The sequence below is a fragment of the Brevundimonas sanguinis genome, from assembly GCF_029636725.1.
Taxonomy (GTDB): domain Bacteria; phylum Pseudomonadota; class Alphaproteobacteria; order Caulobacterales; family Caulobacteraceae; genus Brevundimonas; species Brevundimonas sanguinis.
On sequence record NZ_CP116770.1, the window covers coordinates 2,945,011 to 2,967,014 of the forward strand.

General features: G+C 64.7%; 31 protein-coding genes, 2 tRNA genes and 2 pseudogenes. 17 read left to right on the forward strand and 18 right to left on the reverse strand.

Features of this window, described 5'->3' with window-relative positions:
• Positions 1-71: 71 nt before the first annotated feature.
• On the forward strand, positions 72-488 hold the full coding sequence (locus PIB44_RS14530; RefSeq protein ID WP_278069915.1) for a translation initiation factor 2: 417 nt from the start codon (positions 72-74) through the stop codon (positions 486-488).
• 58 nt (positions 489-546) lie between these two features.
• Here PIB44_RS14530 and PIB44_RS14535 read toward each other — a convergent pair whose 3' ends face one another.
• The 5 genes from PIB44_RS14535 to PIB44_RS14555 all read right to left on the reverse strand — a co-directional run bounded on the left by PIB44_RS14535 (position 547) and on the right by PIB44_RS14555 (position 2,679).
• Positions 547-735 carry a hypothetical protein gene (locus tag PIB44_RS14535; protein WP_278069916.1) on the reverse strand — a complete coding sequence of 63 codons (189 nt, stop codon included), beginning with the start codon at positions 733-735 and terminating at the stop codon, positions 547-549.
• On the reverse strand, positions 732-1,433 hold the full coding sequence (locus tag PIB44_RS14540) for an SOS response-associated peptidase family protein (protein ID WP_278069917.1): 702 nt from the start codon (positions 1,431-1,433) through the stop codon (positions 732-734). The genes PIB44_RS14535 and PIB44_RS14540 overlap by 4 nt, the downstream gene beginning before the upstream one ends.
• 86 nt (positions 1,434-1,519) lie before the next feature.
• Positions 1,520-1,795, reverse strand: a complete 276-nt coding sequence (locus PIB44_RS14545; RefSeq protein WP_134581747.1) for a hypothetical protein — start codon at positions 1,793-1,795, stop codon at positions 1,520-1,522.
• Positions 1,796-1,804: 9 nt separating this feature from the next.
• On the reverse strand, positions 1,805-2,338 hold the full coding sequence (locus PIB44_RS14550) for a hypothetical protein (protein ID WP_278069918.1): 534 nt from the start codon (positions 2,336-2,338) through the stop codon (positions 1,805-1,807).
• Between the two features lie 179 nt (positions 2,339-2,517).
• Entirely contained in the window at positions 2,518-2,679 is a 162-nt protein-coding gene (locus PIB44_RS14555; protein WP_278069919.1) for a hypothetical protein, read from the reverse strand.
• A gap of 85 nt (positions 2,680-2,764) precedes the next feature.
• Here PIB44_RS14555 and PIB44_RS14560 point away from each other — a divergent pair.
• From PIB44_RS14560 to PIB44_RS14585, 7 genes and pseudogenes are all read left to right on the forward strand, one after another.
• A tRNA-Ser gene (locus tag PIB44_RS14560) sits at positions 2,765-2,894 on the forward strand.
• 179 nt (positions 2,895-3,073) lie between these two features.
• Positions 3,074-3,190 (forward strand): annotated as a pseudogene (locus PIB44_RS15210) (DUF6538 domain-containing protein); the annotation flags it as partial.
• A gap of 21 nt (positions 3,191-3,211) precedes the next feature.
• Positions 3,212-3,919, forward strand: a complete 708-nt coding sequence (locus PIB44_RS14565; protein ID WP_278069920.1) for a hypothetical protein — start codon at positions 3,212-3,214, stop codon at positions 3,917-3,919.
• Positions 3,916-4,440 (forward strand): site-specific integrase, encoded by a 525-nt coding sequence (locus PIB44_RS14570; protein ID WP_278069921.1) that lies wholly within the window; start codon positions 3,916-3,918, stop codon positions 4,438-4,440. The genes PIB44_RS14565 and PIB44_RS14570 overlap by 4 nt, the downstream gene beginning before the upstream one ends.
• A 68-nt stretch (positions 4,441-4,508) precedes the next feature.
• Positions 4,509-4,871: a hypothetical protein gene (locus tag PIB44_RS14575; RefSeq protein ID WP_278069922.1), complete on the forward strand. Its 363-nt coding sequence runs from the start codon at positions 4,509-4,511 to the stop codon at positions 4,869-4,871.
• Positions 4,872-5,224: 353 nt separating this feature from the next.
• Positions 5,225-5,485, forward strand: a complete 261-nt coding sequence (locus PIB44_RS14580) for a hypothetical protein (RefSeq protein WP_278069923.1) — start codon at positions 5,225-5,227, stop codon at positions 5,483-5,485.
• An 83-nt stretch (positions 5,486-5,568) separates the two neighbouring features.
• Positions 5,569-6,114, forward strand: a complete 546-nt coding sequence (locus PIB44_RS14585) for a DUF488 domain-containing protein (RefSeq protein ID WP_278069924.1) — start codon at positions 5,569-5,571, stop codon at positions 6,112-6,114.
• 1 nt (position 6,115) lies between these two features.
• Here the strand turns inward: PIB44_RS14585 and PIB44_RS14590 are convergent, their stop codons facing one another.
• The 4 genes and pseudogenes from PIB44_RS14590 to PIB44_RS14605 all read right to left on the reverse strand — a co-directional run bounded on the left by PIB44_RS14590 (position 6,116) and on the right by PIB44_RS14605 (position 8,589).
• Positions 6,116-6,709: a recombinase family protein gene (locus PIB44_RS14590; RefSeq protein ID WP_278069925.1), complete on the reverse strand. Its 594-nt coding sequence runs from the start codon at positions 6,707-6,709 to the stop codon at positions 6,116-6,118.
• Positions 6,710-6,793: 84 nt separating this feature from the next.
• The gene (locus tag PIB44_RS14595; protein ID WP_278069926.1) at positions 6,794-7,027 is read right to left on the reverse strand and encodes a hypothetical protein; all 234 of its coding nucleotides are present in this window, start codon (positions 7,025-7,027) and stop codon (positions 6,794-6,796) included.
• Positions 7,028-7,069: 42 nt separating this feature from the next.
• Entirely contained in the window at positions 7,070-7,231 is a 162-nt protein-coding gene (locus PIB44_RS14600; RefSeq protein WP_278069927.1) for a hypothetical protein, read from the reverse strand.
• 169 nt (positions 7,232-7,400) lie between these two features.
• A pseudogene (locus PIB44_RS14605) lies at positions 7,401-8,589 on the reverse strand (IS3 family transposase).
• A 126-nt stretch (positions 8,590-8,715) separates the two neighbouring features.
• Here PIB44_RS14605 and PIB44_RS14610 point away from each other — a divergent pair.
• Positions 8,716-9,159 carry a hypothetical protein gene (locus PIB44_RS14610; RefSeq protein WP_278069928.1) on the forward strand — a complete coding sequence of 148 codons (444 nt, stop codon included), beginning with the start codon at positions 8,716-8,718 and terminating at the stop codon, positions 9,157-9,159.
• 126 nt (positions 9,160-9,285) lie between these two features.
• On the opposite strand, the gene PIB44_RS14615 is transcribed toward PIB44_RS14610, so the two are convergent.
• The 3 genes from PIB44_RS14615 to PIB44_RS14625 all read right to left on the reverse strand — a co-directional run bounded on the left by PIB44_RS14615 (position 9,286) and on the right by PIB44_RS14625 (position 10,291).
• Positions 9,286-9,606, reverse strand: coding sequence for a HigA family addiction module antitoxin (locus PIB44_RS14615; RefSeq protein WP_278069929.1), 321 nt, complete (start codon positions 9,604-9,606; stop codon positions 9,286-9,288).
• 54 nt (positions 9,607-9,660) lie between these two features.
• Positions 9,661-9,942, reverse strand: coding sequence for a type II toxin-antitoxin system RelE/ParE family toxin (locus PIB44_RS14620; RefSeq protein WP_278069930.1), 282 nt, complete (start codon positions 9,940-9,942; stop codon positions 9,661-9,663).
• 118 nt (positions 9,943-10,060) lie between these two features.
• A complete protein-coding gene (locus tag PIB44_RS14625) occupies positions 10,061-10,291 on the reverse strand; it encodes a helix-turn-helix domain-containing protein (protein WP_318035480.1) in 231 nt (76 codons plus the stop codon).
• A 218-nt stretch (positions 10,292-10,509) separates the two neighbouring features.
• On the opposite strand from PIB44_RS14625, the gene PIB44_RS14630 reads away from it, so the two are divergent.
• From PIB44_RS14630 to PIB44_RS14650, 5 genes are all read left to right on the forward strand, one after another.
• On the forward strand, positions 10,510-10,950 hold the full coding sequence (locus PIB44_RS14630; protein WP_278069931.1) for a HEPN domain-containing protein: 441 nt from the start codon (positions 10,510-10,512) through the stop codon (positions 10,948-10,950).
• Positions 10,947-11,219, forward strand: a complete 273-nt coding sequence (locus PIB44_RS15215; RefSeq protein WP_376787720.1) for an RNA polymerase sigma factor — start codon at positions 10,947-10,949, stop codon at positions 11,217-11,219. The genes PIB44_RS14630 and PIB44_RS15215 overlap by 4 nt, the downstream gene beginning before the upstream one ends.
• Positions 11,220-11,493: 274 nt before the next feature.
• Complete coding sequence (locus PIB44_RS14640; protein WP_278069933.1) at positions 11,494-11,697, forward strand: hypothetical protein; 204 nt, start codon at positions 11,494-11,496, stop codon at positions 11,695-11,697.
• A gap of 12 nt (positions 11,698-11,709) precedes the next feature.
• Positions 11,710-12,087 carry a recombinase family protein gene (locus tag PIB44_RS14645; protein ID WP_278069934.1) on the forward strand — a complete coding sequence of 126 codons (378 nt, stop codon included), beginning with the start codon at positions 11,710-11,712 and terminating at the stop codon, positions 12,085-12,087.
• Positions 11,975-13,381, forward strand: coding sequence for a recombinase family protein (locus tag PIB44_RS14650; protein WP_278071006.1), 1,407 nt, complete (start codon positions 11,975-11,977; stop codon positions 13,379-13,381). Before PIB44_RS14645 ends, PIB44_RS14650 begins: the two co-directional genes overlap by 113 nt.
• Here the strand turns inward: PIB44_RS14650 and PIB44_RS14655 are convergent.
• Positions 13,352-13,428, reverse strand: a tRNA-Arg gene (locus PIB44_RS14655). The two genes, PIB44_RS14650 and PIB44_RS14655, sit on opposite strands and share 30 nt — an antisense overlap.
• Positions 13,429-13,565: 137 nt before the next feature.
• On the opposite strand from PIB44_RS14655, the gene PIB44_RS14660 reads away from it, so the two are divergent.
• Entirely contained in the window at positions 13,566-14,852 is a 1,287-nt protein-coding gene (locus tag PIB44_RS14660) for a hypothetical protein (protein ID WP_278069935.1), read from the forward strand.
• A 68-nt stretch (positions 14,853-14,920) separates the two neighbouring features.
• On the forward strand, positions 14,921-15,226 hold the full coding sequence (locus PIB44_RS14665) for a hypothetical protein (protein WP_278069936.1): 306 nt from the start codon (positions 14,921-14,923) through the stop codon (positions 15,224-15,226).
• A 180-nt stretch (positions 15,227-15,406) separates the two neighbouring features.
• Here PIB44_RS14665 and lpdA read toward each other — a convergent pair whose 3' ends face one another.
• The 5 genes from lpdA to PIB44_RS14690 are packed head-to-tail and all read right to left on the reverse strand — an operon-like array spanning position 15,407 to position 21,339.
• On the reverse strand, positions 15,407-16,807 hold the full coding sequence (gene lpdA / locus PIB44_RS14670; RefSeq protein WP_278069937.1) for a dihydrolipoyl dehydrogenase: 1,401 nt from the start codon (positions 16,805-16,807) through the stop codon (positions 15,407-15,409).
• On the reverse strand, positions 16,804-17,295 hold the full coding sequence (locus PIB44_RS14675; protein ID WP_278069938.1) for a hypothetical protein: 492 nt from the start codon (positions 17,293-17,295) through the stop codon (positions 16,804-16,806). Before PIB44_RS14675 ends, lpdA begins: the two co-directional genes overlap by 4 nt.
• Before the next feature lie 56 nt (positions 17,296-17,351).
• Positions 17,352-19,001, reverse strand: coding sequence for a dihydrolipoyl dehydrogenase family protein (locus PIB44_RS14680; protein ID WP_278069939.1), 1,650 nt, complete (start codon positions 18,999-19,001; stop codon positions 17,352-17,354).
• 1 nt (position 19,002) lies between these two features.
• Positions 19,003-20,106, reverse strand: a complete 1,104-nt coding sequence (locus PIB44_RS14685) for an alpha-ketoacid dehydrogenase subunit beta (protein ID WP_278069940.1) — start codon at positions 20,104-20,106, stop codon at positions 19,003-19,005.
• Between the two features lie 3 nt (positions 20,107-20,109).
• The gene (locus tag PIB44_RS14690; RefSeq protein WP_278069941.1) at positions 20,110-21,339 is read right to left on the reverse strand and encodes a 3-methyl-2-oxobutanoate dehydrogenase (2-methylpropanoyl-transferring) subunit alpha; all 1,230 of its coding nucleotides are present in this window, start codon (positions 21,337-21,339) and stop codon (positions 20,110-20,112) included.
• Between the two features lie 148 nt (positions 21,340-21,487).
• Here PIB44_RS14690 and PIB44_RS14695 point away from each other — a divergent pair, with 148 nt between their 5' ends.
• The gene (locus PIB44_RS14695; RefSeq protein ID WP_025976636.1) at positions 21,488-21,976 is read left to right on the forward strand and encodes an Lrp/AsnC family transcriptional regulator; all 489 of its coding nucleotides are present in this window, start codon (positions 21,488-21,490) and stop codon (positions 21,974-21,976) included.
• Positions 21,977-22,004: the final 28 nt, after the last annotated feature.

A 22,004-nucleotide genomic window follows, 5' to 3' on the forward strand; every position in this document is an offset into this window, starting at 1 on the left:
CGGCGTGATATTCCGCCGTTATGCGCTTAGGCAGGGGGCTTGGGCGATTAACTTTCGGGGCATCCCAAAAAATGAACAAGATCGTCATTCTGGCGGCGCTTGGCGTCGCCACATCGCTCACGTCTGCCTGTGCCTCAGTCACGCGCGGCACCAAAACCGCCTGGGAAGTGACCTCGACACCGCCCGGCGCTCGAGTCGAGACGTCGAATGGCTTCCAATGCCAGGCCACGCCCTGCTCTATCAAAATGCCGCGCAAGTCGGAGTTCATCGCGACCTTGACCTTGGATGGGTATCAGCCCGCGACCGTAACCGTGACCAATAAGGTCTCGACCGGCGGCGGCGTGGCCATGGCTGGAAACGTGCTTGTCGGCGGCATCATTGGTGCGGGCATCGATGCGGGAACCGGCGCAATGCTCGACCTGACGCCTAATCCGGCACATGTCGACATGACCCAAGACCGCGCGCCCGCTACTGGTCGCCCGGAGTAATTAGGACTCCCTTGGCAATGGCGGTTCTGCACAAGGCCGCCGTTGCTTTCGGACAATATCAGACGGCCGAATCGCCAGCAGCGGAACGGCAGCGCTGCTTCAGCAGCCGCGCCGCTTCTTCCTTCCATAGCGCCATGAAGCGCAGGATGATCGAGCCGGGCCGGGTGCGGGCCGACCACGACCGGCGGTGGAGGTCCCGCGCTTCGGCCTCGAACCGCGCCGCCTTGTCTAGATCGGCCTCACTCATTGGATGACCAGGGCGCCGTCCGGCAGCGCCCGTTGAAGCTCTCGCGCGGTCTCCCACGGCGCGTTCATCCAGACCTCGATCTCTTCGGGTTCAGTCAGGATCACCGGCATGGCCTTGGGGTGGACGGACTTCACCGGCTCGCTGGGCTCGGTCGTCAGGAAGGCGAAGAGGTCGCAGGTCTCCATGCCGGTCTTGATCTTGCGCACGCAGGTCCAGTCCGTGACGTGGATGCCGGCGAAGAAGGCGAGGGGCTCCGGGTCATCGCCGGCCAGCTCGAACCAGACTGGCCGATATTTGCCCTCGGCGTCGCGGCCGGGCTCGCTGAAAGACGTGAAGGGGACGAGGCACCGGTTCACCGGCCGGAGCCAAGGGCGCCAGTGGGCGGACGAGGTGTTGCGCACGTTCGTCGTTCCGCTGTCCGGCTCCAGCTCCAGCAGTTTGGGAAAGTCGACCTCTTGTCCTTTCGCCCGCAGTCTATCGGCCCGCCGGGTCGCGTTCTCGAGAATAGCCTTGCGCGATGAGGGCAGGCCCCAGCGCGCCGTGGTCAGGATCCGGTCGTCACCGTCCCAACGCACGATCGGGGCGCTGTAGTCGGGGTAGATGTCGCCCGGCGCCAGGTTGCCCACGTCCGAACGCATGGCCCTGGCGGCGTCCATGATGGCCTGTGGCCCCGAGCGCTGGCGGTAGAGGTTGCACATAGGCGGAACCGATCACGGCTTTCACGCGCTGTCGAGTCGCAGAGGCGGCTGTAGGGGTGGTGGCCCGCCAGATTGCGCTACCCCATCTAGAACATCTCGACCCTGAGGCCGCGGCCTTCGGGCGGATAAGTCCAGAAGAGCATCCGGCCTTGGCAGCGGCGGCGTCGGCAGCGGGCCGTCCGGCCCCAGAGCACAAAGTCCGGCCCGAGCGCTCTGCGCACGACCGACAGATCGACATCCATCTCCAGACCGCAGCGTTGGCAGTGGGCTACGACCGGCCAGCCCTGGCGCTGCAGGTCGCCGACCTTGGCGGCGCGGCCCATCCACTGAGCGCGTGTCCAGGCGTTGTAGCGAGGGTTCATGCCCATGGATCATTTGCCGCGCTTCGCCGCCAGACGAGATCTGGGCCAGTAGTCAGCGCAGTGATGGCCGCCGTAGCTGAACAGGCTGATCACTTCTTTGGGCATCCCCGCCGCCGACAGGCAGACGTGGTTCACGTCGCGCAGGAGGTAGGCGACATCATCCAAACGCAGCCCGCCCTCAGGCAACCAGGCGAGCAGCCGGCGGATGCGCACGACTTCAGACGTGTCGCCCGGTCCCTCTCGAAAGCCCTGGGCTGACGGGTCGTCGGCGATCGAGAGGGCCAGCCGCTGGGAGCCGCAGCCTTCGCAACGCAGCGTGCATGCCCACTCGCAGGCATCGCGGGTCAGCCAGTCCGGGAAGTCCCTGATCAGCTCCAGGCCCGAGATCTGCCTCCGTGCGCGACAGGCGCAGCAGAGGACGCGCAGCAGGTTTCCCCGGTCGGGCGCCTCGATCAAAGGGAAGTGGCGCAGACCGATGGGGAAGTCGTCGTCAGAAACGGATCCGATGCCGCGCCAGAAGGGGGTGTCCTCTTCCAAAGACATGGCTCAATGCGCCGTCGCGCCCCGCGTCGTGCAGGCTCTGCGCAGCCGGGCCAAAGCCCCAGGGGCCTTCGACTCGATCTCGCGCAGGATGCACCCGGCTCCAGCCCGGCCATCTGCGGTTGTCAGGTCCAGGCCGGTCAGGCGCAGCATCAGTGCGGCGAGTTCCTTGTCCCGCTCACTCATTGCGGCCGCCCCACCAGGCGCATTCCGGCGACGAGCCCGGCGACCAGATCAACTGTCGGGGTAGGGATGTCCGCGCGCTCGCGCTGTTCCAGGTCGCGGTCCAGCTTCTCCAGATCGCGAGCGAAGGCCTCATCGGGGCCAAGGGGTTTCGTTTCCATCTTCGTCCTCCTCATGCACCGACCGAGGCGGACTCCTAGTGGCGAACCCGGTTTGTGGCGAGTCAATTGTTCGCCTTTTGTTCCCGTACCCATAGCTATGACCATCGGACGGCATTCTGTTACAAGGTCGCCCTCCCCTGTCCGTTGATGCGTTTATGATTTTTCCCAGACTACGAATCTGGGGGTCAGGAGTTCGAATCTCTTCGGGTGCGCCATCTTTCCCAACATCGTTGAAAACGCTGCGGAATTACCGTCCGCACGACCGTCTTTCGACGATTGCTACACAACTCTGCTACACAATTCGACTGACGATCAGGGGATAAACCGTTCTGATCATTCAGGAAAACGGTCAGGCGGCTGCTACACAAACCTGCTACACAATGTTCGAACGCATTTGGTCGAACGCAGTGGCGGTCGCATCTACTACCGGCGGCGAGTTCCTGAGGCTCTTCGAGCCATTATTGGCAGGAGAGAAGTCTGGAGATCGTTGGGGACGGACAGCCCGACGGTAGCCAAGCGTCGCGCCTTACGAGTGGCTTCCCAGATCGAGCATGAGTTCGAAATCGCCCGGTCAAGGGCTGGCCTGAACGTCGATCCGATCATGCTCGAAGCGTTTGCCGAACCGGCGCCCTTTGCGGCGGCGGCGTCGGTCGCCGAGCCTGAGGAGCCGAACGGCATCACGTTCGGCGATCTCTATGACGCTTATATGGATGATCCGACGCGCGACTGGTCGCCGACCACGCGTATGGCTTATCAGACGACCAAGCGTCTGGTGGTGGCGATCCTCGGCGCAGATACGCCAGTGCGCTCCATTAGTCGTAGCCAGTGCCGCGAAATGATCGAGGTGCTGCGCTGGCAGCCCCGCAACGCCTCCAAGCTTTTCCCGAAGCTCTCCCCTGTCGAGATCGCCGAACGGGCGAAGGCAGAGGGGCGAACCGACCTGATCAACGCCGCCAACATTAACACCTACCTGAACAAGCTCGGCGGCGTGCTGAACTGGGCAGTGAAGGAAGAGATGCTGGAGCGAATCCGGCGCAGGGCCTGCGCGTGCCCGATCCGGTTGCTCGTCGTGACAAACGGCTCCCGTTCTCGACCGGTCAGCTACAAGCGATATTCTCGGCGCCGCTTTACACCGGCTGCCGCGACGACGGGCACGGCTACGCCACGCCCGGCCCGGAGCGGCCCCGCAACGCTCGGTTCTAGATTCCATTGCTGGCGATGTTCGGAGGCCTTCGCTTGAACGAGGCCTGCCAACTCGACGTGGCCGACATTCGACGCATCGACGGCGTGGACTGTTTCGTCATCACTGAACGATCAGAGGGCGACCACAATGACAAACGGCTGAAGACCGCATCCAGCGAACGGGTCGTCCCGATCCACAGAACCTTGATCGACCTCGGCTTCATGGATTTCGTCCGCCAGCGGAAGCGCGCTGGTGAAACCAAGCTGTTCGCCGAGGTGGGTATGGGCGCCACCGGCTATCGCTCCACAACCTTCTCTGCGTGGTTTCGACGTTTCGTCGCCAAGGCCGGAGCAGGATCGCCAAAGACCTACTTTCACAGCTTTCGGCACGGCTTCCGAGACGCCCTTCGCGAGGCGCGCATCGACCGTGACATCGCATTGGCATTGGGCGGATGGACGGCCGGGAACGGTTCCGCTTCCGTGGCTGATACCTATGGGAACGGCTATCAGATCGCGACGCTGAAAGAGGCCATCGACCGAGTGCGCTATCCCGGCCTTGACCTATCGCACATGCGATGAGGCAATGATCGCCTTCACTAATCAATGTTCTATCAGCTATAAGGTGGCGGGAAGCTGGAGGAACGGCCATGCTGAGAGATGGCGAACATGATCAACTAAGCCCCGCGCAGAGACAAGTTTATCTTCGAGGCAGCCCGGCAGAACGCGCGATGTTTGCTCGTGTCTGGGAGGCGACCAATCGAGGAAAAGCCGGAAGTAACGCCGAAGGTTCGTCAGGAATGCGTTCATTGGGCGCGAACGGAACCGTTTTGACAGCCATTTCTTTGGCGATATTCTCGTTTTTGTTCGCTTGGGAGCCCTACAATGTGGTTTGGCTGCTCTTTTTGGTCATCATCGGACCCCTTTGCGTTATCTCGATTTTCATGTGGATGTTGGGCGTCCTTGAGCAGAGGCTCATCGCGATCAACGAGACCCTCAAAAACCGACCTTAACAATGCCGCCCTAGCAGCCGCCTGACCGTTTTCCTGAATGATCAGAACGGTTTATCCCCTGATCGTCAGTCGAATTGTGTAGCAGAGTTGTGTAGCAATCGTCGAAAGACGGTCGTGCGGACGGTAATTCCGCAGCGTTTTCAACGATGTTGGGAAAGATGGCGCACCCGAAGAGATTCCTCGGGGGGCGGTTTTCCTCGGTCATTGCGTTGCCTCTGATCTGGAGCGTCCAGCCATCGTCATCGAGGCGATTCCGGTCAACGCTGTGGTAGGCCGTAACGACGACAAGCGACCGGGTTTGTCGGCAGTCGATCAGGGATTGGGGGGAGTGAGAGATGAGGCGGTTGGCGCATGTGATCGAGGCGACCGAAGTCACCGCCGTAGAGCGACGGCTTGAAAACGCATTGAAAGCTGCCGGATTTAACGTTGGGCGGCTCAACCTCACGCCGCTTGCCCAGCAGGTCGCCGCTGAAGAAGCGAAGGAGCTACTCGTCGCCGTCAATATCCAGCCGGTTGAGGCTCCTTTTTTCGGGCGAGGCGACGGCGGCGTGGAAGTGCGGTTCGTATTCGGAACTGAAACCGATCACGTGATGGCCAAAACGATTCTGGCTTAAGCCGCCACGCTCTCCTGACGGCTCCCTTCCACCGACCCCAAGCCAGCGTTTGATCGAAGTTTCAGCCAGCGAGTTATCTCGTCATGGCTCAGCCTTTTTTCACCATCGGCCACGCGACGCGCACACTGGATCAGTTCGTCGAGCTTCTGATGGAGAGCCGGATCGGCATGGTTGTGGATGTGCGCTCCATGCCCCGGTCCCGCACCAACCCGCAGTTCAACCGCGATGTGTTGCCGACCAGCCTTCAGGACTACCAGATCGGGTATCGCCACCTCGCCGCCCTCGGAGGGTTGCGCAAAAAGCAGATGCCGGAAGAGGAGTCGCCGAACGACTATTGGCGAGTGAAGAGCTTTCGACGTTACGCCGATTATGCCCTTGGCCCCGACTTCGCGGAGGGCATGGCCGCGCTCCGCGCTCTGGGCTCAGAGCAGCGGATCGCCATCATGTGCGCTGAAGCGGTGTGGTGGCGGTGCCATCGGCGCATCATCGCCGATTACCTTCTCGCTCGTGGGGAGGAGGTGTTTCATATCCTTGGTCGGCGCGACGTTCAGCCAGCCACTTTAACGCCCGGCGCCCATGTTTTGTCGGGGGGTGAGCGGATCGAATATCGGGCCGAGCAACCCGCCTGATTTACGCCGCCACGCTCTCCTGACGGTCCTCTTCCACTGTCTTCAGCGTGCGGGCGATGGTCGTCACCGTGGTCGTGGACGCACGATGGAGGCGGGCGGTGGCGCGGATGCCCAGACCGTCGCCCAACGATTTCCTGATCGCTTCCACACGGTCCTGCGGCATCGGTTTACGACCGCTCTTCTTGGTCGTGCGACGAAGCCCAGCCATGATGCGCTCACGGATCATGGCTCGCTCGAATTCGGCGAAGACGCCCAGCATCTGGAACATCATCCGCCCGCTGGGCGTCGAGGTGTCGAGGCCCTGCTGGTGGAGATAGAGGTCCACGGACTTGGACTGGATGTCGTTCAGAAAACTGACCAGATCGGGGAGGCTGCGGCCAAGGCGGTCCACGCTCCACGCCATGATCTGCTCGAAGTCCTTGCGGGCCACGCCTTTTAGCAAAGCGTCGTAGCCGGGGCGCCGGTCGCGGCCTTTCACCCCGCTGATGCCTTCGTCGGTGAAGGTGGCGACGACCGTCCAGCCCTGACGCTCGGCGACGGCCAGCAGATCACGAAGCTGGTTCTCGACGGTCTGGTTTTTATCCGCCGTGCTCACACGAGCATAGATCGCCACACGCTTGGTCAGGGCCGTTCTCCTATTCGAAGTCGGGAGAACAGGCTCTCATGGATCGGCTAGGCGTCAACCGAACTTGGGCTTACCCTTTAAGCCCGCAAGAAAGAGCCGGTCGCAGTCGTCGCCTTTCACCAGCGGGATCACATCGCACTGGTCGCCCAACGTCAGGATGGCTTCAGCCGCCACCGCGTTGAACTCGTCCTCAAACCCAGATCGTCGGAACAGGACGAAGCCATCTTTGGCATCGATCACGCCGTAGGCGGGCGAGCCTTCGAGCAAGGTGTGGAGAAGCACAGACATACCATCGGAAGCCGTGATGCCTCCGAAGGTTCAGAACGGTCGTCAGGAAGGCGGCATGTCGTCCAGCGGGAGAATGAACATTTGACTGTAGCCGTGGTCGCCATCGCTGATGGGAAAGGCCACGTAATCTTCGCCAGCGTCGTCGGTGGCTTGTCGCACTATATCGTTGAACTGGGCGGCTCGCTTCGGATTGCCGATCAGCAAGAAGCCATCGCTGTCCCGCCGAACTTGGTAGGCGGGTGACGTTTCCAACAGACTGTCGAGAAATCGCCTCATAGGCGAATATGAACATCGCTCGGCGAACAATTCAAGCTACGGCGTGGGCAAACACGGCCAAGGCGTCGTCGCTTAGGTATGACGTGCCCCCCGTTTCTCATCCAGCCATAACAAGAGTCCGAGGTTGATCTGGGTAGAGATTGGTTGGGTTGGCAATAGGGCGGCCTGCGCAGCCGTCAACCAGCGCAGCAGGCCGCCCGGCGTTTCCAGCAAGGGCTTGCGCGTAGGCCTGCGGCGTCAGCCAGCCGAGCTTCGAGTGCGGTCGCCGTTCGTTGTAGTCACGCCGCCAGGCCTCGAGCACCGCGCGCGCGTGCGGCAGGGATCGAAACAGCGTCTCGTTCAGCAGCTCGTCACGCAGGCGCCCGTTGAAGCTCTCATTGAAGCCGTTCTGCTGGGGCTTGCCCGGCGCGATGTAATGCCAGCCGACGCCGGTGTCGTCGGCCCACGCCAGGACGGCGTTCGAGGTGTATTCCGTGCCGTTGTCGCTGACGATGGTGTCGGGTCGGCCCCGCTGCCGGATGACGGCGTCCAACTCTCGCACCACCCGAGCGCCCGACAGCGAGGTGTCGGCCACCAACGCCAGGCACTCGCGGGTGCAGTTGTCGATCACCGTCAGGATGCGGAAGCGCCGCCCGTCCGTCATCTGGTCAGAGACGAAGTCCAGCGACCAGCGCTGGTTGGCCACCAGCGGCAGGTCCAGCGGTCGCCGCGTGCCCATTGCTCGCTTCCGCCCGCCGCGCCGGCGCACCGTCAGCCGTTCCTCACATAGATCCGCTGAACCCGCTTCTTGTTGACCGCATGGCCCTCGCGCCGCAGCAGGACGTGCAGGCGGCGGTAGCCGAACCGGCGACGCTCCTGGGCGAGGGCCCTCAGCCGGTCGCGCAGGGCGCCGTCGTCCGGGCGCGTCGCCTGATAGCGCACGCTCGTCCGATCGACGCCCAGAACACGGCACGCCCGCCTTTCGCTCATCTCGTAGGCGGCTTGCAGATGACCAGCCGCCTCGCGCCAGCCGGCGGGCGTCACCACTTTTTTCCCAGCAGGTCCTTCAGGGCCACGTTGTCCAGCATCGCGTCCGCCAACATTCGCTTGAGCCGGGCGTTCTCGTCTTCAAGCGTCTTCAGCCGCCGAGCCTCCGACACGTCGAGCCCGCCGAACTTGGCCTTCCATTTGTAAAAGGTCGCCGAGCTGACCCCGTGACGCCTACACACCTCCGCCGTCGTCACTCCGGCTTCCTGCTCCCGCAGGATCCCGATGATCTGCTCTTCCGTGAACCTTGATCGCTTCATTCTGTCCGTCCTTCGTTAGGGCGGACTCTAGCTATTCCTGGAGGAGTTTCAGGGGGTCACGTCATCGCGGACAGCGGGACTCCCGACGTCGTCTGGGAGGACGACATCAAGGTCTGGGACCGATCTATGGCCTTCGAGGACGAGCTCATGATGATCCACGAGACCGGCGACATCATGCGCAAGGCTCATGTCATCGCCGTCTACCATCTTTGGGAGCGGGTCGTCGCCTCTTGGACGACGGCGCCCGGAAGGCCTGATCACGAGAAACTCGTCAGCCTCCTGCGGGGCAAGGGCATTACGGTCCACTCCCGGATGGCCGCCATCAGGGACCTCAACAACGCGCTCAAACACAACAGCGAAAAGTACGGCGCCGCCCTGGTGAAGTCATGGCCGGAGCTGTTCACGGACCGCTTCAGGGCGACCATCGACGCCCGCTTGGAGAAAATCAGGGCGGACCCCGCGTCGCCCAGGGTGGACTGGCATGAGGCCATCACGATCTCCCCGAATCGCATGGACGAGGTCCTGGAGGCCGTGCGCCAGTCTGGTCCGGTCTGGGGCAGGGAAGGATGATCGCTCTGACCCTTAAGGCACCTTTAGCTTCACTGGCGCTCACCGCCCCGGCTGAACGTCGCGTTTTCGCATGCTGGGGAATGTCTGAATCTGGCGCAAGGCGGAAGGGTCAGAGAGCCCGGCGTCTTAGGCTGGCGCGTGCAACTGCTCGATCCTCTCCAGTTCCCCGCGCCCCTCGATTGCGGCCTTGGACAGATCATGCGTGGTCTGGAGGTTGATCCAGTACTGGGGTGACGTGCCGAACACCTTGGCCAGGCGCAGCGCCGTGTCGGCCGTGACCGACTGCTTCTCACGCACCAGACGCTCGATACGGGCACGATCCTTCAGGCCCATGGCCTTGGCGAGGGCGCCGGCGCTGAGATTGTAGGCAGGCAGGTAGTCTTCCCGCAGGTGTTCGCCAGGGTGCGGCGCGGGCGCCGCGAAGTTGGCGAAGTCATGCATCTCCATCGGCGAACTTCTCTCTTCCTGGTCCGATCCCGGACCGCTCCACCAAGCCCCCGCTCAGTGGTAATCTACGAACTCAACATCCTCCGGGCCCTGATCGGTCCATCGGAAGCAGATGCGGAACTGGTCGTTCACACTGATCGACCACTGCCCCGCCCGGTCTTCGTGCAGGCGGTGCAGGCGGTTCCCCGGGGGATGTTTGAGATCATCGAGCCGCGTCGCCGCATCCAACTGGAAGAGGCTCCGCCGCACCCGCTTGAAGAGGTCGGCCGGAAAACCTTTGGGGCAGTTGCCCTCAAAGACCTCCCTGGCTTGTTTACCCTTCCAGCTGAGGATCACGGCGGCAGTCTTCCAGATAGCATGTAGCGCCACGTGCTACGTGAGTCAATAAAACGTAGCGCGATTCGCTACAAGGTGAGCGATTGACAGGCAGATTGTGAGGTGGGTTCCGAGAGAGTCAGCTCTTCAGTCGGACACCCGGTCCGCCCGTGGCATCGGCTGACACGAAGATAGCGCCGTCCGCTTCGAGGGCGGACTGAAGGCGCTCGAGTGTACTGGTCTGCATTCCACCCCTGCCAGCCTCAAAGCGGTGAATGGTTGATTCAGCCACGTTGGACCGTTCAGCCAGAACTCGAACGCTGATGCCAAGGCCTGCACGTGCCATCCGGATTTGGGCGGGATTGATCATTTTTAGCGAAAATCTCCGACTAGTTGCAGAATTCTGTTGACTCGGTCGGCGAATTCCGCTGAACTCTAACCGAAATACTCCGAAACTCCACCGTTCAGCATGATCTGAGCGACCGGGCGGCTGCGCGGGAGGTCACGCATGCCTGACCACCAGGATACCCAAAGACGTGCGATTTCTCCTCGCGGGGAAGCGACACAGGGCTCAGCGAGCGCGGTGTCATGAGGACCCGCCGGCGCGACCCCAACCCCCACCTTGCACGGGCGTTCGCCCATAACGCGCGCGCCTTCCACGCGATGGCCTGGACCGACGATGACCGCGTCGGCGTCCGATCGGCCTACCACTCGGCCATCGCCATCGAACTCGGCCTCAAAGCCTACCTGCTCCATCGCGGGCTCTCCGACGACTGGAATCGCACCCACCTGCGTCACGACCTGACCAAGGCGCTTCGGTGCGTCCGGATGCTGGGGTTTCGAGGCATCCCAGACGGCATCGCCGAACTCGCTGCTGTGCTCGGCCCTCTCTACGTCTCCGGCGCCTTGCGCTCAGGTATGTGCGATCCGGAACTACCGCTACCGTCCGACGCGATCGATCAGGCCATCTGCGACCTCCTCTGCGCAGTGGAGGCCGCCATCGGGGTGGAATGTGAGGCGACCCCATGAGGCGCTGGCCCTCGCCGCTCCGACGGCGTCCTCGTCGATCAGCCGAAGAACACCAACGCCGGGTTCTCGTCCGGGCGATCCGCCGACTGCCACGCGAATCTCGCGACGCTTTCGTTCTCCATCGCTTCGCCGGAATGTCCCTAGATCAGATCGCCGAGCATCTGGGTATCGACCAGCAGGCGGTCGAAGCGCGTCTGGCGCAGGCGCTCGTTCGCTTGGGCCGAGCCGTCGATGAGGCGGGCGGTTGCGAGCCTTCTGAACGGCAATGAGGGTCTAGGGCAGGATAGGCTTTGCGCCGGCATTGTCTGACAGGCTTGGCTGTATTGACCCTCATTTTGGGGTGGGGAGCAGCGCCGTCCGCCCGCTTCAACCCCGCTTCGCGCCCTGCGGGCTGCGGCGGGCGCCGCAGGCGTTGACCCGGTCGGCCGCTGCCGCTGGGGGCCTGGCATGGATCGAGGGATCGATCCGCTTTGCGAGAAAGCGGCCTCCGGAGATTTGCGAGGGAGAGGTTACGAATATGCGCGCGCTTATGGAGCGGACAGCTTGCTGGCTATGTATGTCCAGCCGTCATCAGAGCCCGTGGCGTGCCGGCGCCGGACTCCGGCCGCCCGGCGAGTTGGCGTACAGTCGGCCGTCCGCGTCACCGACACCTGGCCCGATGATCTCCCGATCACCCCGGCCGAGCTTCTGGCGGTGGAGGCGTGGCTTGGCGAGGTGCTCGACGAGATGCTGGGTCCGCGCCTCTGAGAGGAGCAGGGCATGAGCCGCAAATTTATTGCCACGACAGCAGGCCTCCAGAGCCGCGCCGCCCTCTATCTTCGGGTCTCGACCGGACGACAGGCCGTCAACGATTTGTCGATCCCCGATCAGCGCCGTCAGCTTGAAGCCTACTGCGAGAGCAAGGGATGGGAGACGACGGCGGAGTATGTCGAGCCGGGCAACACCGCCACCGACGATCGGCGGCCATCCTTCCAGTCCATGATCGAGGCCGCTGATCAAGCCGCCCGCCTTCGACATCATCGTGGTGCACAGCTTCTCGCGGTTCTTCCGCGATCAGTTCCAGTTCGAGTTCTACGTCCGGAAGCTGGCGAAGAACGGCGTGCGTCTGGTCTCCATCACCCAAGAGCTGGGCGATGATCCCATGAGCGTGATGATGCGCCAGATCATGACGCTCTTCGACGAGTATCAATCCCGCGAGAACGCCAAACACACCCTCAGGGCCATGAAGGAAAACGCCCGTCAGGGTTTCTGGAACGGCGCCCGGCCGCCCATCGGTTACCGCATCGTCGCGGCGGAGCAGCGTGGGGCCAAGATCAAGAAGGCGCTGGAGATCGATCCGCTCCAGGCTGAGACGGTGCGGACAATCTATCGCTGGGCGTTGACCGGCGACGGCTCGCAGGGACCGATGGGGCTGAAGACCATCGCCACGCGGCTCAACGATCAGAACATCCGCACGCGGGACGGGGGGCGCTGGGGCATCAGCGCCGTTCATCAGATCCTGACCCGCTCGACCTATATGGGCGAGCACCGGTTCAACACCCGCGACCACAAGACCAGGACGCCGAAGCCAGAGTCTGAGCACGCCGTGATGTCGGTGCCGCCCATCGTGTCGAAGGCAGACTACGAGGCGGTCCGGGTGCGCCTGGCGTCGCGGAACCCCAAGTGGACGCCGCCGCGCGTCTCGAGCGGGCCAAACCTGCTGACGGGCATCTGCTTCTGCGGATTCTGCGGCGGCGCGATGACCCTGCGGACAGGGAAGGGCCAGGCGGGCGGCCAGTATCGCTACTACGCCTGTTCGACCAAGGCTCGCATGGGCGAGGCGGGCTGCACTGGCTTGGCCGTCCCTATGGACAAGCTGGACGACGCCATTATCGACCACCTGGAAACCCGGCTGCTCGATCCGGACAGACTTGCCACGCTGATGGAGCAGCTTTTGGATCGGCGGGAGGAATGGGCTGACCAACGGCGCAGCCATATCGCAGAGATGCGCAAGCGCGCCACCGAGGCCGAGGCCAAGCTTAATCGGCTCTACGAGGCTATCGAGAACGGTCTGCTGTCGCCGGACGACGCTTCGCTGAAGGATCGCGTCGCCGAACTCTCCAGCATCCGCGATCAGGCAAGGGCGGACGCCGATCGGATCAGCGCCTCAGTGGAGCGGTTGGCGCCCACGATCACGTCGGACGCCTTGGCGCGGTTCGCCACCGCCGCGCGGCGTAAACTGCGGGATCGCACAAGCGGCTATCGTCGGGATCACCTGCGCGCCCTCACGCAACGCGTAGAGGTCATCAGCAAGACCGAAGCGCGCATCATCGGCTCGAGAACCGAGCTTCTCCGGGCCCTAGCGTCCAGTGATGGTGGGAATTACGCCGCCGCTGGCGGAGTTCTCGGTTTTAAACCGAAGTGGCGCACCCGACAGGATTCGAACCTGTGACCTCTGCCTTCGGAGGGCAGCACTCTATCCAGCTGAGCTACGGGTGCGTCTGCGGCGACGAGGCCGGACGGCGGTGCTTACAGCATGGGCGGGGCGGTCTCAATCCCTGAACTGCGTCCGCCGGCCGCTTCTTGGCGAGCGGCGCGCGAAGGCCTAGCGTCAGGGTCGAGAGAGGGAGATGTCCATGCGCGCTACCACCATCGCCGCCCTGGCGGGCGCCGTCGCCGTTCTGGCCGCCTGCGCGGCGACGCCGAAGCCGAACGCCGACAGTCTGGACGCCGTGGCGCGCGATTACGTCGCCCTGACGCTGGAGATCGGCGAGCGCGAGCCGGGTTATGTCGACGCCTACTACGGCCCGGCGGAGTGGGCCGAGACGGCCAAGGCGCGGCCGCGCGCCCTGCCCCAGCTGGCCAAGGGCGCGGCCAACCTCTCCCAGCGCCTGGACGCCCTGCCGGAGCATGGGTTGGACGCCCAGAGCCGCCAGCGCCGCGCCTATCTGAAGGCCCATGTCGCGGCCGCCTCGGCGCGGCTGCGGATGCTGCAGGGCGAGAAAATGGGCTTCGCCGATGAGGCCGAGGCTCTGTTCGGGGTGCGGCCGGAGCTGCGGCCCTTGTCGTCCTATGATCCGGTGCTGGCGCGCATCGACGCCCTGATCCCCGGCGAGGGGCCGCTGGCGGAACGGGTCGCCGCCTTCCGCGCCCGCTACGTCATCCCCAAGGGCCGGCTGGACACGGTGATGCGCGCGGCCATCCATGAGTGCAAGGCGCGCACCGAGCGCCGCATGACCCTGCCCGCCGGCGAGACCTTCACGCTGGAGTTCGTCAATGACAAGCCGTGGTCCGGATACAACTGGTTCAAGGGCGGGGCCTTCAGCCTGATCCAGGTGAACACCGACCTGCCGATCTATATCGACCGCGCGGTCGATCTGGGCTGTCACGAGGGGTATCCCGGCCACCACGTCTACAACGCCCTGCTGGAGCAGACCTTCGTCAAGGACAGGGGCTGGGTCGAGATGAGCGTCTATCCCCTGTTCAGCCCCATGTCCTTCATCGCCGAGGGCAGCGCCAACTACGGCATCGACCTGGCCTTCCCCGGCCATGAACGCACCGAGTTTGAGGCCCAGGTGCTGTATCCGCTGGCCGGGCTGGACCCGGCGACAGCCGAGGCGCAGACGCAGCTGCTGACCCTGACGCGCGAGCTGGCGCGGGCGGAATACACGGTGGCGGACGCCTATCTGGCGGGGCGCATCGACCGCGAAACGGCGCTGGATCAGCTGCAGAAATACAGCCTTGTGGCGCGCGACCGGGCGGCGCAGCGGTTGAGCTTTATCGAGACCTATCGTTCCTACATCATCAACTATGGCCTCGGCCGCGACATGGTGCAGGCCTGGGTCGAGCGGCAGGGGCCGGACCACTGGAAGACGATGGAGCAATTGCTGGCCAGCCAGACGCTGCCGGTCGACCTGAACTGAGGGTGATCGCAACCCGCGCCGGACCGCCGGCGTTAAGGCAAAGGTTCCTATCTCAGAGGGGTTCACCCATGCGCATCCGCACCTTGACCATCGCCACCGCCTCCGTCCTGGCGCTCGGCGCCGCCGCCTGCACCCAGGCCGAGCAAAACCAGGCCGAGGCCAACGCCGAAGCCGCCGGCGACAAGGCCGCCGACGTCGCCGCCCAGACCGGCGAAGTGGTCGAATCCGGCGCCATGAAGGCCGCTCAGGCGGTCGAGGAAGGCGCTAGCAAGGTCGCCGACAAGCTGGGGTCCAATCAGGCCGAGGCCGCCGCCAAGGGACGCCCCGGCGCCGTCGATCCGGCCACGGACACGCGCGTTCCCCCCAAGAACTGATTAGCAGGCGCTAGACGCAAAAAAGGGGCGCGCTGCATTCGCCGCGCGCCCCCTTTTCTTGCCCCTAAGCGCGGAGGGAATCTCAGGCCGCGTCGGGTCGGGAGGTCCCGAAGGGCCGACGATCGCGGCCCGCTCAACTGCGCTCAAGTCGCGAGGTTCCGCGACCCGAGCATAGCGCCCTCAGATGTGTATGGCGTGCCCGAGCGCCCGTAGGCTTGCTTCGTGGAAGGCTTCGCCCAGCGTCGGGTGGACGTGGATGGTTCCGGCGACATCCTCCAGCACCGCGCCCATTTCCAGCATCTGGGCGAAGCTGTTGGACAGCTCCGACACGTGCTGGCCGACGGCCTGGACGCCCAGCAGGCGGTGATCCGACTTGGAGGCGATGACGCGGACGAAGCCGCCGTCCTCGCCCGCCTCGATGGCCAGGGCGCGGCCGATGGCGGCGAAGGGGAAGACCGCCTGGATCACGTCGTCGCGGCCCTTCACGTCCTCGGGGCCAAGGCCCGCCGACACGATCTCCGGCTCGGTGAAGCAGACGGCGGCGATGGTGGTCGAATCGAACACCCGGTCATGGCCGGCGATGATCTCGGCGACGACCTCGCCCTGGGCCGAGCCCTTGTGCGCGAGCATGGGCTCGCCGGTCAGGTCGCCGATGGCCCAGACGTTCTTCATGCTGGTGGCGCAGCGCTCGTCGATCTTCACGAACGGGCCGTTCATGGCCACGCCCATGTTTTCGAGGCCCCAGCCTTGGGTCCGGGCGCGGCGGCCGACGGTGACCAGCACCTTGTCGGCGTCCAACTGCATCGGATTGCCGTCCTTGTCGGTGACGTTCAGCTTGCCGTCTCCGAAGCCGCCCGCACGGGCGCCGAGCAGCAACTGGACCCCGTGCTTCTCCAGCCATTTGGCGACCGGGTCGGTCAGGGCCTTGTCGTAGAGCGGCAAGATGCGATCAGCCATCTCGACGATGGCCACCTCGGCGCCCAGCTTGCGGAAGGCGATGCCCAGCTCCAGGCCGATATAGCCGCCGCCGACGACGACCAGCTTCTTGGGCACTTCCGGCAGGCTCAGGGCCTCGGTGGACGAAATCACGTCGCCGCCGAAGGGCAGGAAGGGCAGTTCGACCGGCTCCGACCCGGTGGCCAGGATGACGTGCTCGGCGGAGATGCGGATCTCGCCGTCGTCGGTCTTCACCGTGCAGGTCTTGGCGTCCGAGAACTCGGCCCAGCCCTTGATGACCTTGACCTTGGCCTTCTTCAGCAGGGCTGCGACGCCGGCGTTCAGCTTCTTGACCACCCCGTCCTTCCACTCGACCGTCTTGGACAGGTCGATGGCCGGGGCCGAGGCGGTGATGCCCAGGGCGCCGTCGCCGGATGCGGCCTTGGCCACCGTCTCATACTTGCCCGCCGCGTGGATGATGGCCTTGGACGGGATGCAGCCGACGTTCAGGCAGGTGCCGCCGAGGCCCGGCGAGGCGTCCACCAGCACGGTCTCCAGCCCCAGCTGGCCGCAACGGATCCCCGCCACATAGCCGCCGGTCCCGGCGCCGATGATCAGGACTTTGGTCTTGAGGGTCTGGGTCATTGGGCTCGTTTCAACTCTTGAAAGCGGCGCAGAACGCGTTGGGTGTCAGGGGCGTTGTCTACCAGGATGATGAAGTCCCAAGGAGCGGAAGCGTCTTCGGGTCGGCCAAGCAAGGTCACGCCAAGGCCGTTTCTTACGACCGGCAAGCCCGGATGCTCTCCATATTGATCCACGGCGGCGTGCAGATTTCCGTGCGCGCAGTTCACGAAATACTCCCACGGAATTGCAAGCCGGTCTGGTTCGCCCCGCCCCCAGAATGTCTGGGTTCGACGGATTTCCATGTTGGCGTTTCCATATCGGCCATCGGGCTGCTGATAGTTTTCGATGATCCCACGGAACAGCACCGTGGCGCGCCGAAGGCCCTGATCCTCGTATTCCTGCCTACGTTCCACGTAGTTGGGCGAAGGCGTGCAGGCGAGAACAGGCGCGGCGCAGACTGTAGCGAGCATGGCAGCGATGATCAGGGTGCCAGTTTTCATCTGCGACATCCTCTCCTCCGCTCACCCCCGCCTTAGCAGGGATGAGCAAAAGGGGTTGAGTTCGATCAGTTCATCCACAACGTCGCCGGGTTCTCCAGCAGGGTCTTGATCTTCTGCACGAAGACCGCCGCGTCATGGCCGTCGACGATGCGGTGATCGAAGCTGGAGGACAGGTTCATCATCTTGCGCACGACCATCTGGCCGCCCCGCACCACGACGCGCTCCTCGATCTTGTTCGGACCGACGATGGCGACTTCGGGGTGGTTGATGATGGGCGTGTGCACCACGCCGCCGAGCGTGCCCAGCGAGGTGATGGTGATGGTCGAGCCGCTGAGCTCCTCGCGCTTGGCGCTGCCGTCCTTGGCGGCGCCCGAGACGCGGGCGATCTCTTCGGCGGTGTCATAGGCGTCGCGCGCCTCAGCGTGGCGGACGACCGGGACCATCAGGCCGTTCGGCGTCTGGGCGGCGATGCCCAGATGGACGGCGTTGTGCTGGGTCAGCACGCCCGCCTCGTCGTCATAGGTGGCGTTGATGTTCGGCTGGTCCTTCAGGGCCACGACGACGGCGCGGGCGATGAAGGGCAGAACGTTCAGCTTGGGCTTCCCCGTGCCCTTGTTCTGGGCGTTCAGGTGGGCGCGCAGCTCTTCCACCGCCGTCATGTCGATGTCCTCGACATAGGTGATGTGCGGGATGCGACGGACGCTCTCGGCCATCTTCTCCGCGATCTTGCGGCGCAGGCCGATGATGCGGACTTCATTGGTTCCCTCAGCCTTGGCGTAGAGCGAGCCGCCCGAGGCCGTGGCCGGGGCGAACGCGCCGCCGCGGGCGACGAAGGCGTCCAGATCGGCGTGCTCGATGCGGCCGGCGGGTCCGCTGCCCGGCACGAAGACCAGGTCGATCCCCAGGTCGCGCGCGCGGTTGCGCACGGCCGGAGAGGCCAGCGGGCGCTCGCCCGGCTGGCGGCCGGTCAGGGCTGGAACGGGTTTGGCGTCGGCCTTGGGCGCAGCGGCAGGCTTGGCGGCCGGTGCGGCGACAGGAGCCGGCGCGGCCTTCTCGGCCTTGGCGGCAGACGCCGGAGCAGCGGCGGGGACTTCGGCGACGTTGCCCTTGCCCGCCACGTTGAAGCTGACCAGCGGGCCGCCGACGGCGATCTGCTGACCGGCTTCGCCGTGCAGGGCGACGACGACGCCGGAGACGGGACTGGTCAGTTCGACCGTCGCCTTGTCGGTCATGACCTCGGCCAGAATCTGGTCTTCCTCGACCGTGTCGCCGACCTTCACATGCCAGCCGACCAGTTCGGCTTCAGCGGTGCCTTCGCCCACATCAGGCAGTTTGAAGACGTGGTTCGCGCCGGCGGCGGCGACGGGCGCCGCAGCGGCTTCAGCCTTGGGCGCTTCGGCGGCGACCGGGGCCGGCTTGAGCTCAGCCACGACAGGCGCGGCGGCCGGCTCATCGGCGGCGGCGTTGCCTTCGCCCTCGACCTCGAACTCGGCCAGGGGGCCGCGCACGGCCATCATCTGGCCGGGCTCGCCGTGCAGGGCGGTGACGACGCCCGCGACCGGGCTGGTCAGCTCGACCGTGGCCTTGTCGGTCATGACGTCGGCGACGATCTGATCCTCGGCGACGGTGTCTCCGACCTTGACGTGCCAGCCGACCAGTTCAGCCTCGGCGGTGCCTTCGCCGACGTCAGGAAGCTTGAAAACAAAACGACCCATCTTAGCGACCTCCCATCATGACGGCTTTCAGCGCGTCCGCGACCCGCTGCGGTCCGGGGAAATATTCCCATTCAAAGGCGTGCGGATAGGGCGTGTCCCAGCCGGTCACGCGCGCCACCGGCGCCTCCAGGTGATAGAAGCAGCGCTCCTGCACCAGCGCGCTCAGCTCGCCGCCGAAGCCCGAGGTTTTCGGCGCCTCGTGCACGATGACGCAGCGGCCGGTCTTCTTGACCGAGGCCTCGATGGCTTCGATGTCCAGCGGCACCAGGGTGCGCAGGTCGATGACCTCGGCGTCCACGCCCGCATGTTCGGCGCCCGCCAGCGCGACCCAGACCATGGTGCCGTAGGCCAGGATGGTGACGTCGGACCCTTCCTTCATCACGCGGGCCTTGCCGATCGGCTCGACGTATTTGCCGGTCGGGACCTGGGCCAGGTCCTGCGCCTTCCACGGGCTGACCGGCTTTTCGTGCCAGCCGTCGAAGGGGCCGTTGTAGAGGCGCTTGGGCTCGAAGAAGATGACCGGGTCGTCGTCCTCGATCGCCGCGGTCAGCAGACCCTTGGCGTCGTATGGGTTGGACGGGATCACCACCTTCAGGCCGGCGATGTGGGTGAACAGGCTTTCCGGCGACTGGGAGTGCGTCTGGCCGCCGAAGATGCCGCCGCCGTAGGGGCTGCGCACCACCATCGGCGTGGTGAACTGGCCGCCCGAGCGATAGCGCATCTTGGCCGCTTCGGACACGATCTGGTCGTAGGCCGGATAGATGTAGTCGGCGAACTGGATCTCGACGACCGGGCGCAGGCCATAGGCGGCCATGCCGATCGCCGTGCCGACGATGCCGGATTCCGAGATCGGGGCGTCGAAGCTGCGGTTCAGGCCGTGCTTCTTCTGCAGGTGGTCGGTGACGCGGAAGACGCCGCCGAAATAGCCCGCGTCCTCGCCGTAGGAGACGACGGTGGGGTCTTCGGCCATCTTGACGTCCAGGGCCGAGTTCAAGGCCTGGATCATGTTCATCGGCGCAATGGCGGGGCCGTCCGGGGCGACCGACGCCGGGGCGTCCTTCTGGTCGACCATGTCGGCTTCAATCTTGTCGTTGATCTCGGCCATCACTCAGACTCCCACTTCGCGACGCTGTTCGACCAGACGCCAGTCCTCGGTCGCATAGACCTCTTCGAACATGGTCTTCACGCTGGGGCGCGATTGGCCCAGCGTGCCGATGGCCTCGGATTCACGGGCGGCGGCGCGGACCTTCTCGACCGCTTCCTTCTCGGCTTCTTCCTGCTGTTCGTCCGACCATTCGCCCAGGCCGATCAGGTGCTGCTTCAGGCGGGCGATCGGATCGCCCAGCGGCCACTTCTCGTGCTCGTCGCCGGGGCGATAGCGGCTGGGGTCGTCCGAGGTCGAGTGCGGGGCGCCGCGATAGGTGAACAGCTCGATGATCGTCGCGCCCTGATTGGTGCGGGCGCGTTCCTCGGCCCATTGGGTCGCGGCCCAGACGGCCAGGAAGTCGTTGCCGTCGACGCGCAGGGCGGGCAGGCCATAGCCGATGCCCTTGGAGGCGAAGGTGGTCTCAAGCCCGCCGGCGATGCCCTGGAAGGACGAGATGGCCCACTGGTTGTTGACGATATTCAGGATCACCGGCGCGCGATAGACGGCGGCGAAGGTCAGGGCCGAGTGGAAGTCGCTCTCGGCGGTCGAGCCGTCGCCGATCCAGGTGATGGCGATCTTGTCGTCGCCGCGGATGGCCGAGGCCATGCCCCAGCCCACGGCCTGAACATACTGCGTGCCCAGATTGCCCGAGATGGTGAAGAAGCCGTAGTCCTTGGCCGAGTACATGATCGGCAGCTGGCGGCCCTTGATGGGGTCTTCGGCGTTCGAATAGATCTGGTTCATCATGGTCGCGAGCGGATAATCGCGCGCGATCAGAAGGCCCTGCTGGCGATAGGTCGGGAAGCCCATGTCCTCGCGGCTCAGGATCATCCCTTGCGCGACCGCAATGGCCTCTTCGCCGGTGCACTTCATATAGAAGCTGGTCTTGCCCTGGCGGTGGGCGCGGTGCATCCGATCGTCGAAGGCGCGCGTCAGGATCATGGCCTTCAGGCCGCGACGCATGGTCTCAGGGTCCAGCTTGGGGTCCCACGGCCCGACGGCCTTGCCCTGATCGTCCAGCACGCGGATCAGGCGGAAGGCGTGATCGCGCATTTCGGCAGGGGTCGTGCTGACGTCGGGGCGGGCGACCGCGCCGGGCTCGTCGAGCTTCAAATGGCTGAAATCAGGCGTGTCGCCCGGCCGGCCCGAAGGCTCCGGGACGCGCAGCGACAGCGTCGGGGTATTCTTCATCAATGCCTCCCGTCCGGTTGAACCGGCCGCGTTTCCTTATGAACTAGGGCATAGCATGTCGGCTCACTGTTAGCTCTTCCAAAAACACTCTTGCCAAATACCAATTTGAGGTATTTTATTGCGCAGAAAGCAAATTCGGAGAAAGCCTTTGGCCGACGAACTCGACCCCATCGACGCGCGCATCCTTGACATCCTTCAGCAGGACGCAGGCCTGTCCGTCGCGGAGGTGGCTGATCGCGTCGGCCTGTCGGCGTCGCCGTGCTGGCGCCGGATCAAGAGACTGGAGGACTCTGGCCTGATACGCAAGCGTGTCACGCTGCTGGACGCCGGTCTGCTGGGCCTGGACTTCGAGGTCTACGCCATCGTCAAGCTCAGCCTGCCGACGCGCGACAATCTGCAGATCTTCGAAGAAGCCGTCGAGGGCTGGCCCGAGGTGGTGCAGTGCGCCACCATCACCGGGCGCGAAGACTATGTCCTGCGCATCATCACCACCGACATGCACGCCTTCGACCAGTTCCTGCGCGACAAGCTGCTGACGCTGGGCATCGTCTCCAACTGCGAGAGCCATATCGTCACGCGCGGGGTGAAGAACGTCACCACCCTGCCCCTGGGGATCATCACGCCGCACGTCGGCTGATCGGCCGCACCGTCCTGGCGCCGTCGCC

Bases quoted from the DNA above. Each gene is read 5' to 3' on its own strand.
- PIB44_RS14530 (WP_278069915.1), top strand. From the start codon at position 72: ATGAACAAGATCGTCATTCTGGCGGCGCTTGGCGTCGCCACATCGCTC.
- PIB44_RS14535 (WP_278069916.1), bottom strand. From the start codon at position 735: ATGAGTGAGGCCGATCTAGACAAGGCGGCGCGGTTCGAGGCCGAAGCG.
- PIB44_RS14540 (WP_278069917.1), bottom strand. From the start codon at position 1,433: ATGTGCAACCTCTACCGCCAGCGCTCGGGGCCACAGGCCATCATGGAC.
- PIB44_RS14545 (WP_134581747.1), bottom strand. From the start codon at position 1,795: ATGAACCCTCGCTACAACGCCTGGACACGCGCTCAGTGGATGGGCCGC.
- PIB44_RS14550 (WP_278069918.1), bottom strand. From the start codon at position 2,338: ATGTCTTTGGAAGAGGACACCCCCTTCTGGCGCGGCATCGGATCCGTT.
- PIB44_RS14555 (WP_278069919.1), bottom strand. From the start codon at position 2,679: ATGGAAACGAAACCCCTTGGCCCCGATGAGGCCTTCGCTCGCGATCTG.
- PIB44_RS14575 (WP_278069922.1), top strand. From the start codon at position 4,509: ATGCTGAGAGATGGCGAACATGATCAACTAAGCCCCGCGCAGAGACAA.
- PIB44_RS14585 (WP_278069924.1), top strand. From the start codon at position 5,569: ATGGCTCAGCCTTTTTTCACCATCGGCCACGCGACGCGCACACTGGAT.
- PIB44_RS14595 (WP_278069926.1), bottom strand. From the start codon at position 7,027: ATGTCTGTGCTTCTCCACACCTTGCTCGAAGGCTCGCCCGCCTACGGC.
- PIB44_RS14610 (WP_278069928.1), top strand. From the start codon at position 8,716: ATGGCCTTCGAGGACGAGCTCATGATGATCCACGAGACCGGCGACATC.
- PIB44_RS14615 (WP_278069929.1), bottom strand. From the start codon at position 9,606: ATGGAGATGCATGACTTCGCCAACTTCGCGGCGCCCGCGCCGCACCCT.
- PIB44_RS14625 (WP_318035480.1), bottom strand. From the start codon at position 10,291: ATGATCAATCCCGCCCAAATCCGGATGGCACGTGCAGGCCTTGGCATC.
- PIB44_RS14630 (WP_278069931.1), top strand. From the start codon at position 10,510: ATGAGGACCCGCCGGCGCGACCCCAACCCCCACCTTGCACGGGCGTTC.
- PIB44_RS15215 (WP_376787720.1), top strand. From the start codon at position 10,947: ATGAGGCGCTGGCCCTCGCCGCTCCGACGGCGTCCTCGTCGATCAGCC.
- PIB44_RS14645 (WP_278069934.1), top strand. From the start codon at position 11,710: ATGAGCCGCAAATTTATTGCCACGACAGCAGGCCTCCAGAGCCGCGCC.
- PIB44_RS14660 (WP_278069935.1), top strand. From the start codon at position 13,566: ATGCGCGCTACCACCATCGCCGCCCTGGCGGGCGCCGTCGCCGTTCTG.
- PIB44_RS14665 (WP_278069936.1), top strand. From the start codon at position 14,921: ATGCGCATCCGCACCTTGACCATCGCCACCGCCTCCGTCCTGGCGCTC.
- lpdA (WP_278069937.1), bottom strand. From the start codon at position 16,807: ATGACCCAGACCCTCAAGACCAAAGTCCTGATCATCGGCGCCGGGACC.
- PIB44_RS14675 (WP_278069938.1), bottom strand. From the start codon at position 17,295: ATGTCGCAGATGAAAACTGGCACCCTGATCATCGCTGCCATGCTCGCT.
- PIB44_RS14680 (WP_278069939.1), bottom strand. From the start codon at position 19,001: ATGGGTCGTTTTGTTTTCAAGCTTCCTGACGTCGGCGAAGGCACCGCC.
- PIB44_RS14685 (WP_278069940.1), bottom strand. From the start codon at position 20,106: ATGGCCGAGATCAACGACAAGATTGAAGCCGACATGGTCGACCAGAAG.
- PIB44_RS14690 (WP_278069941.1), bottom strand. From the start codon at position 21,339: ATGAAGAATACCCCGACGCTGTCGCTGCGCGTCCCGGAGCCTTCGGGC.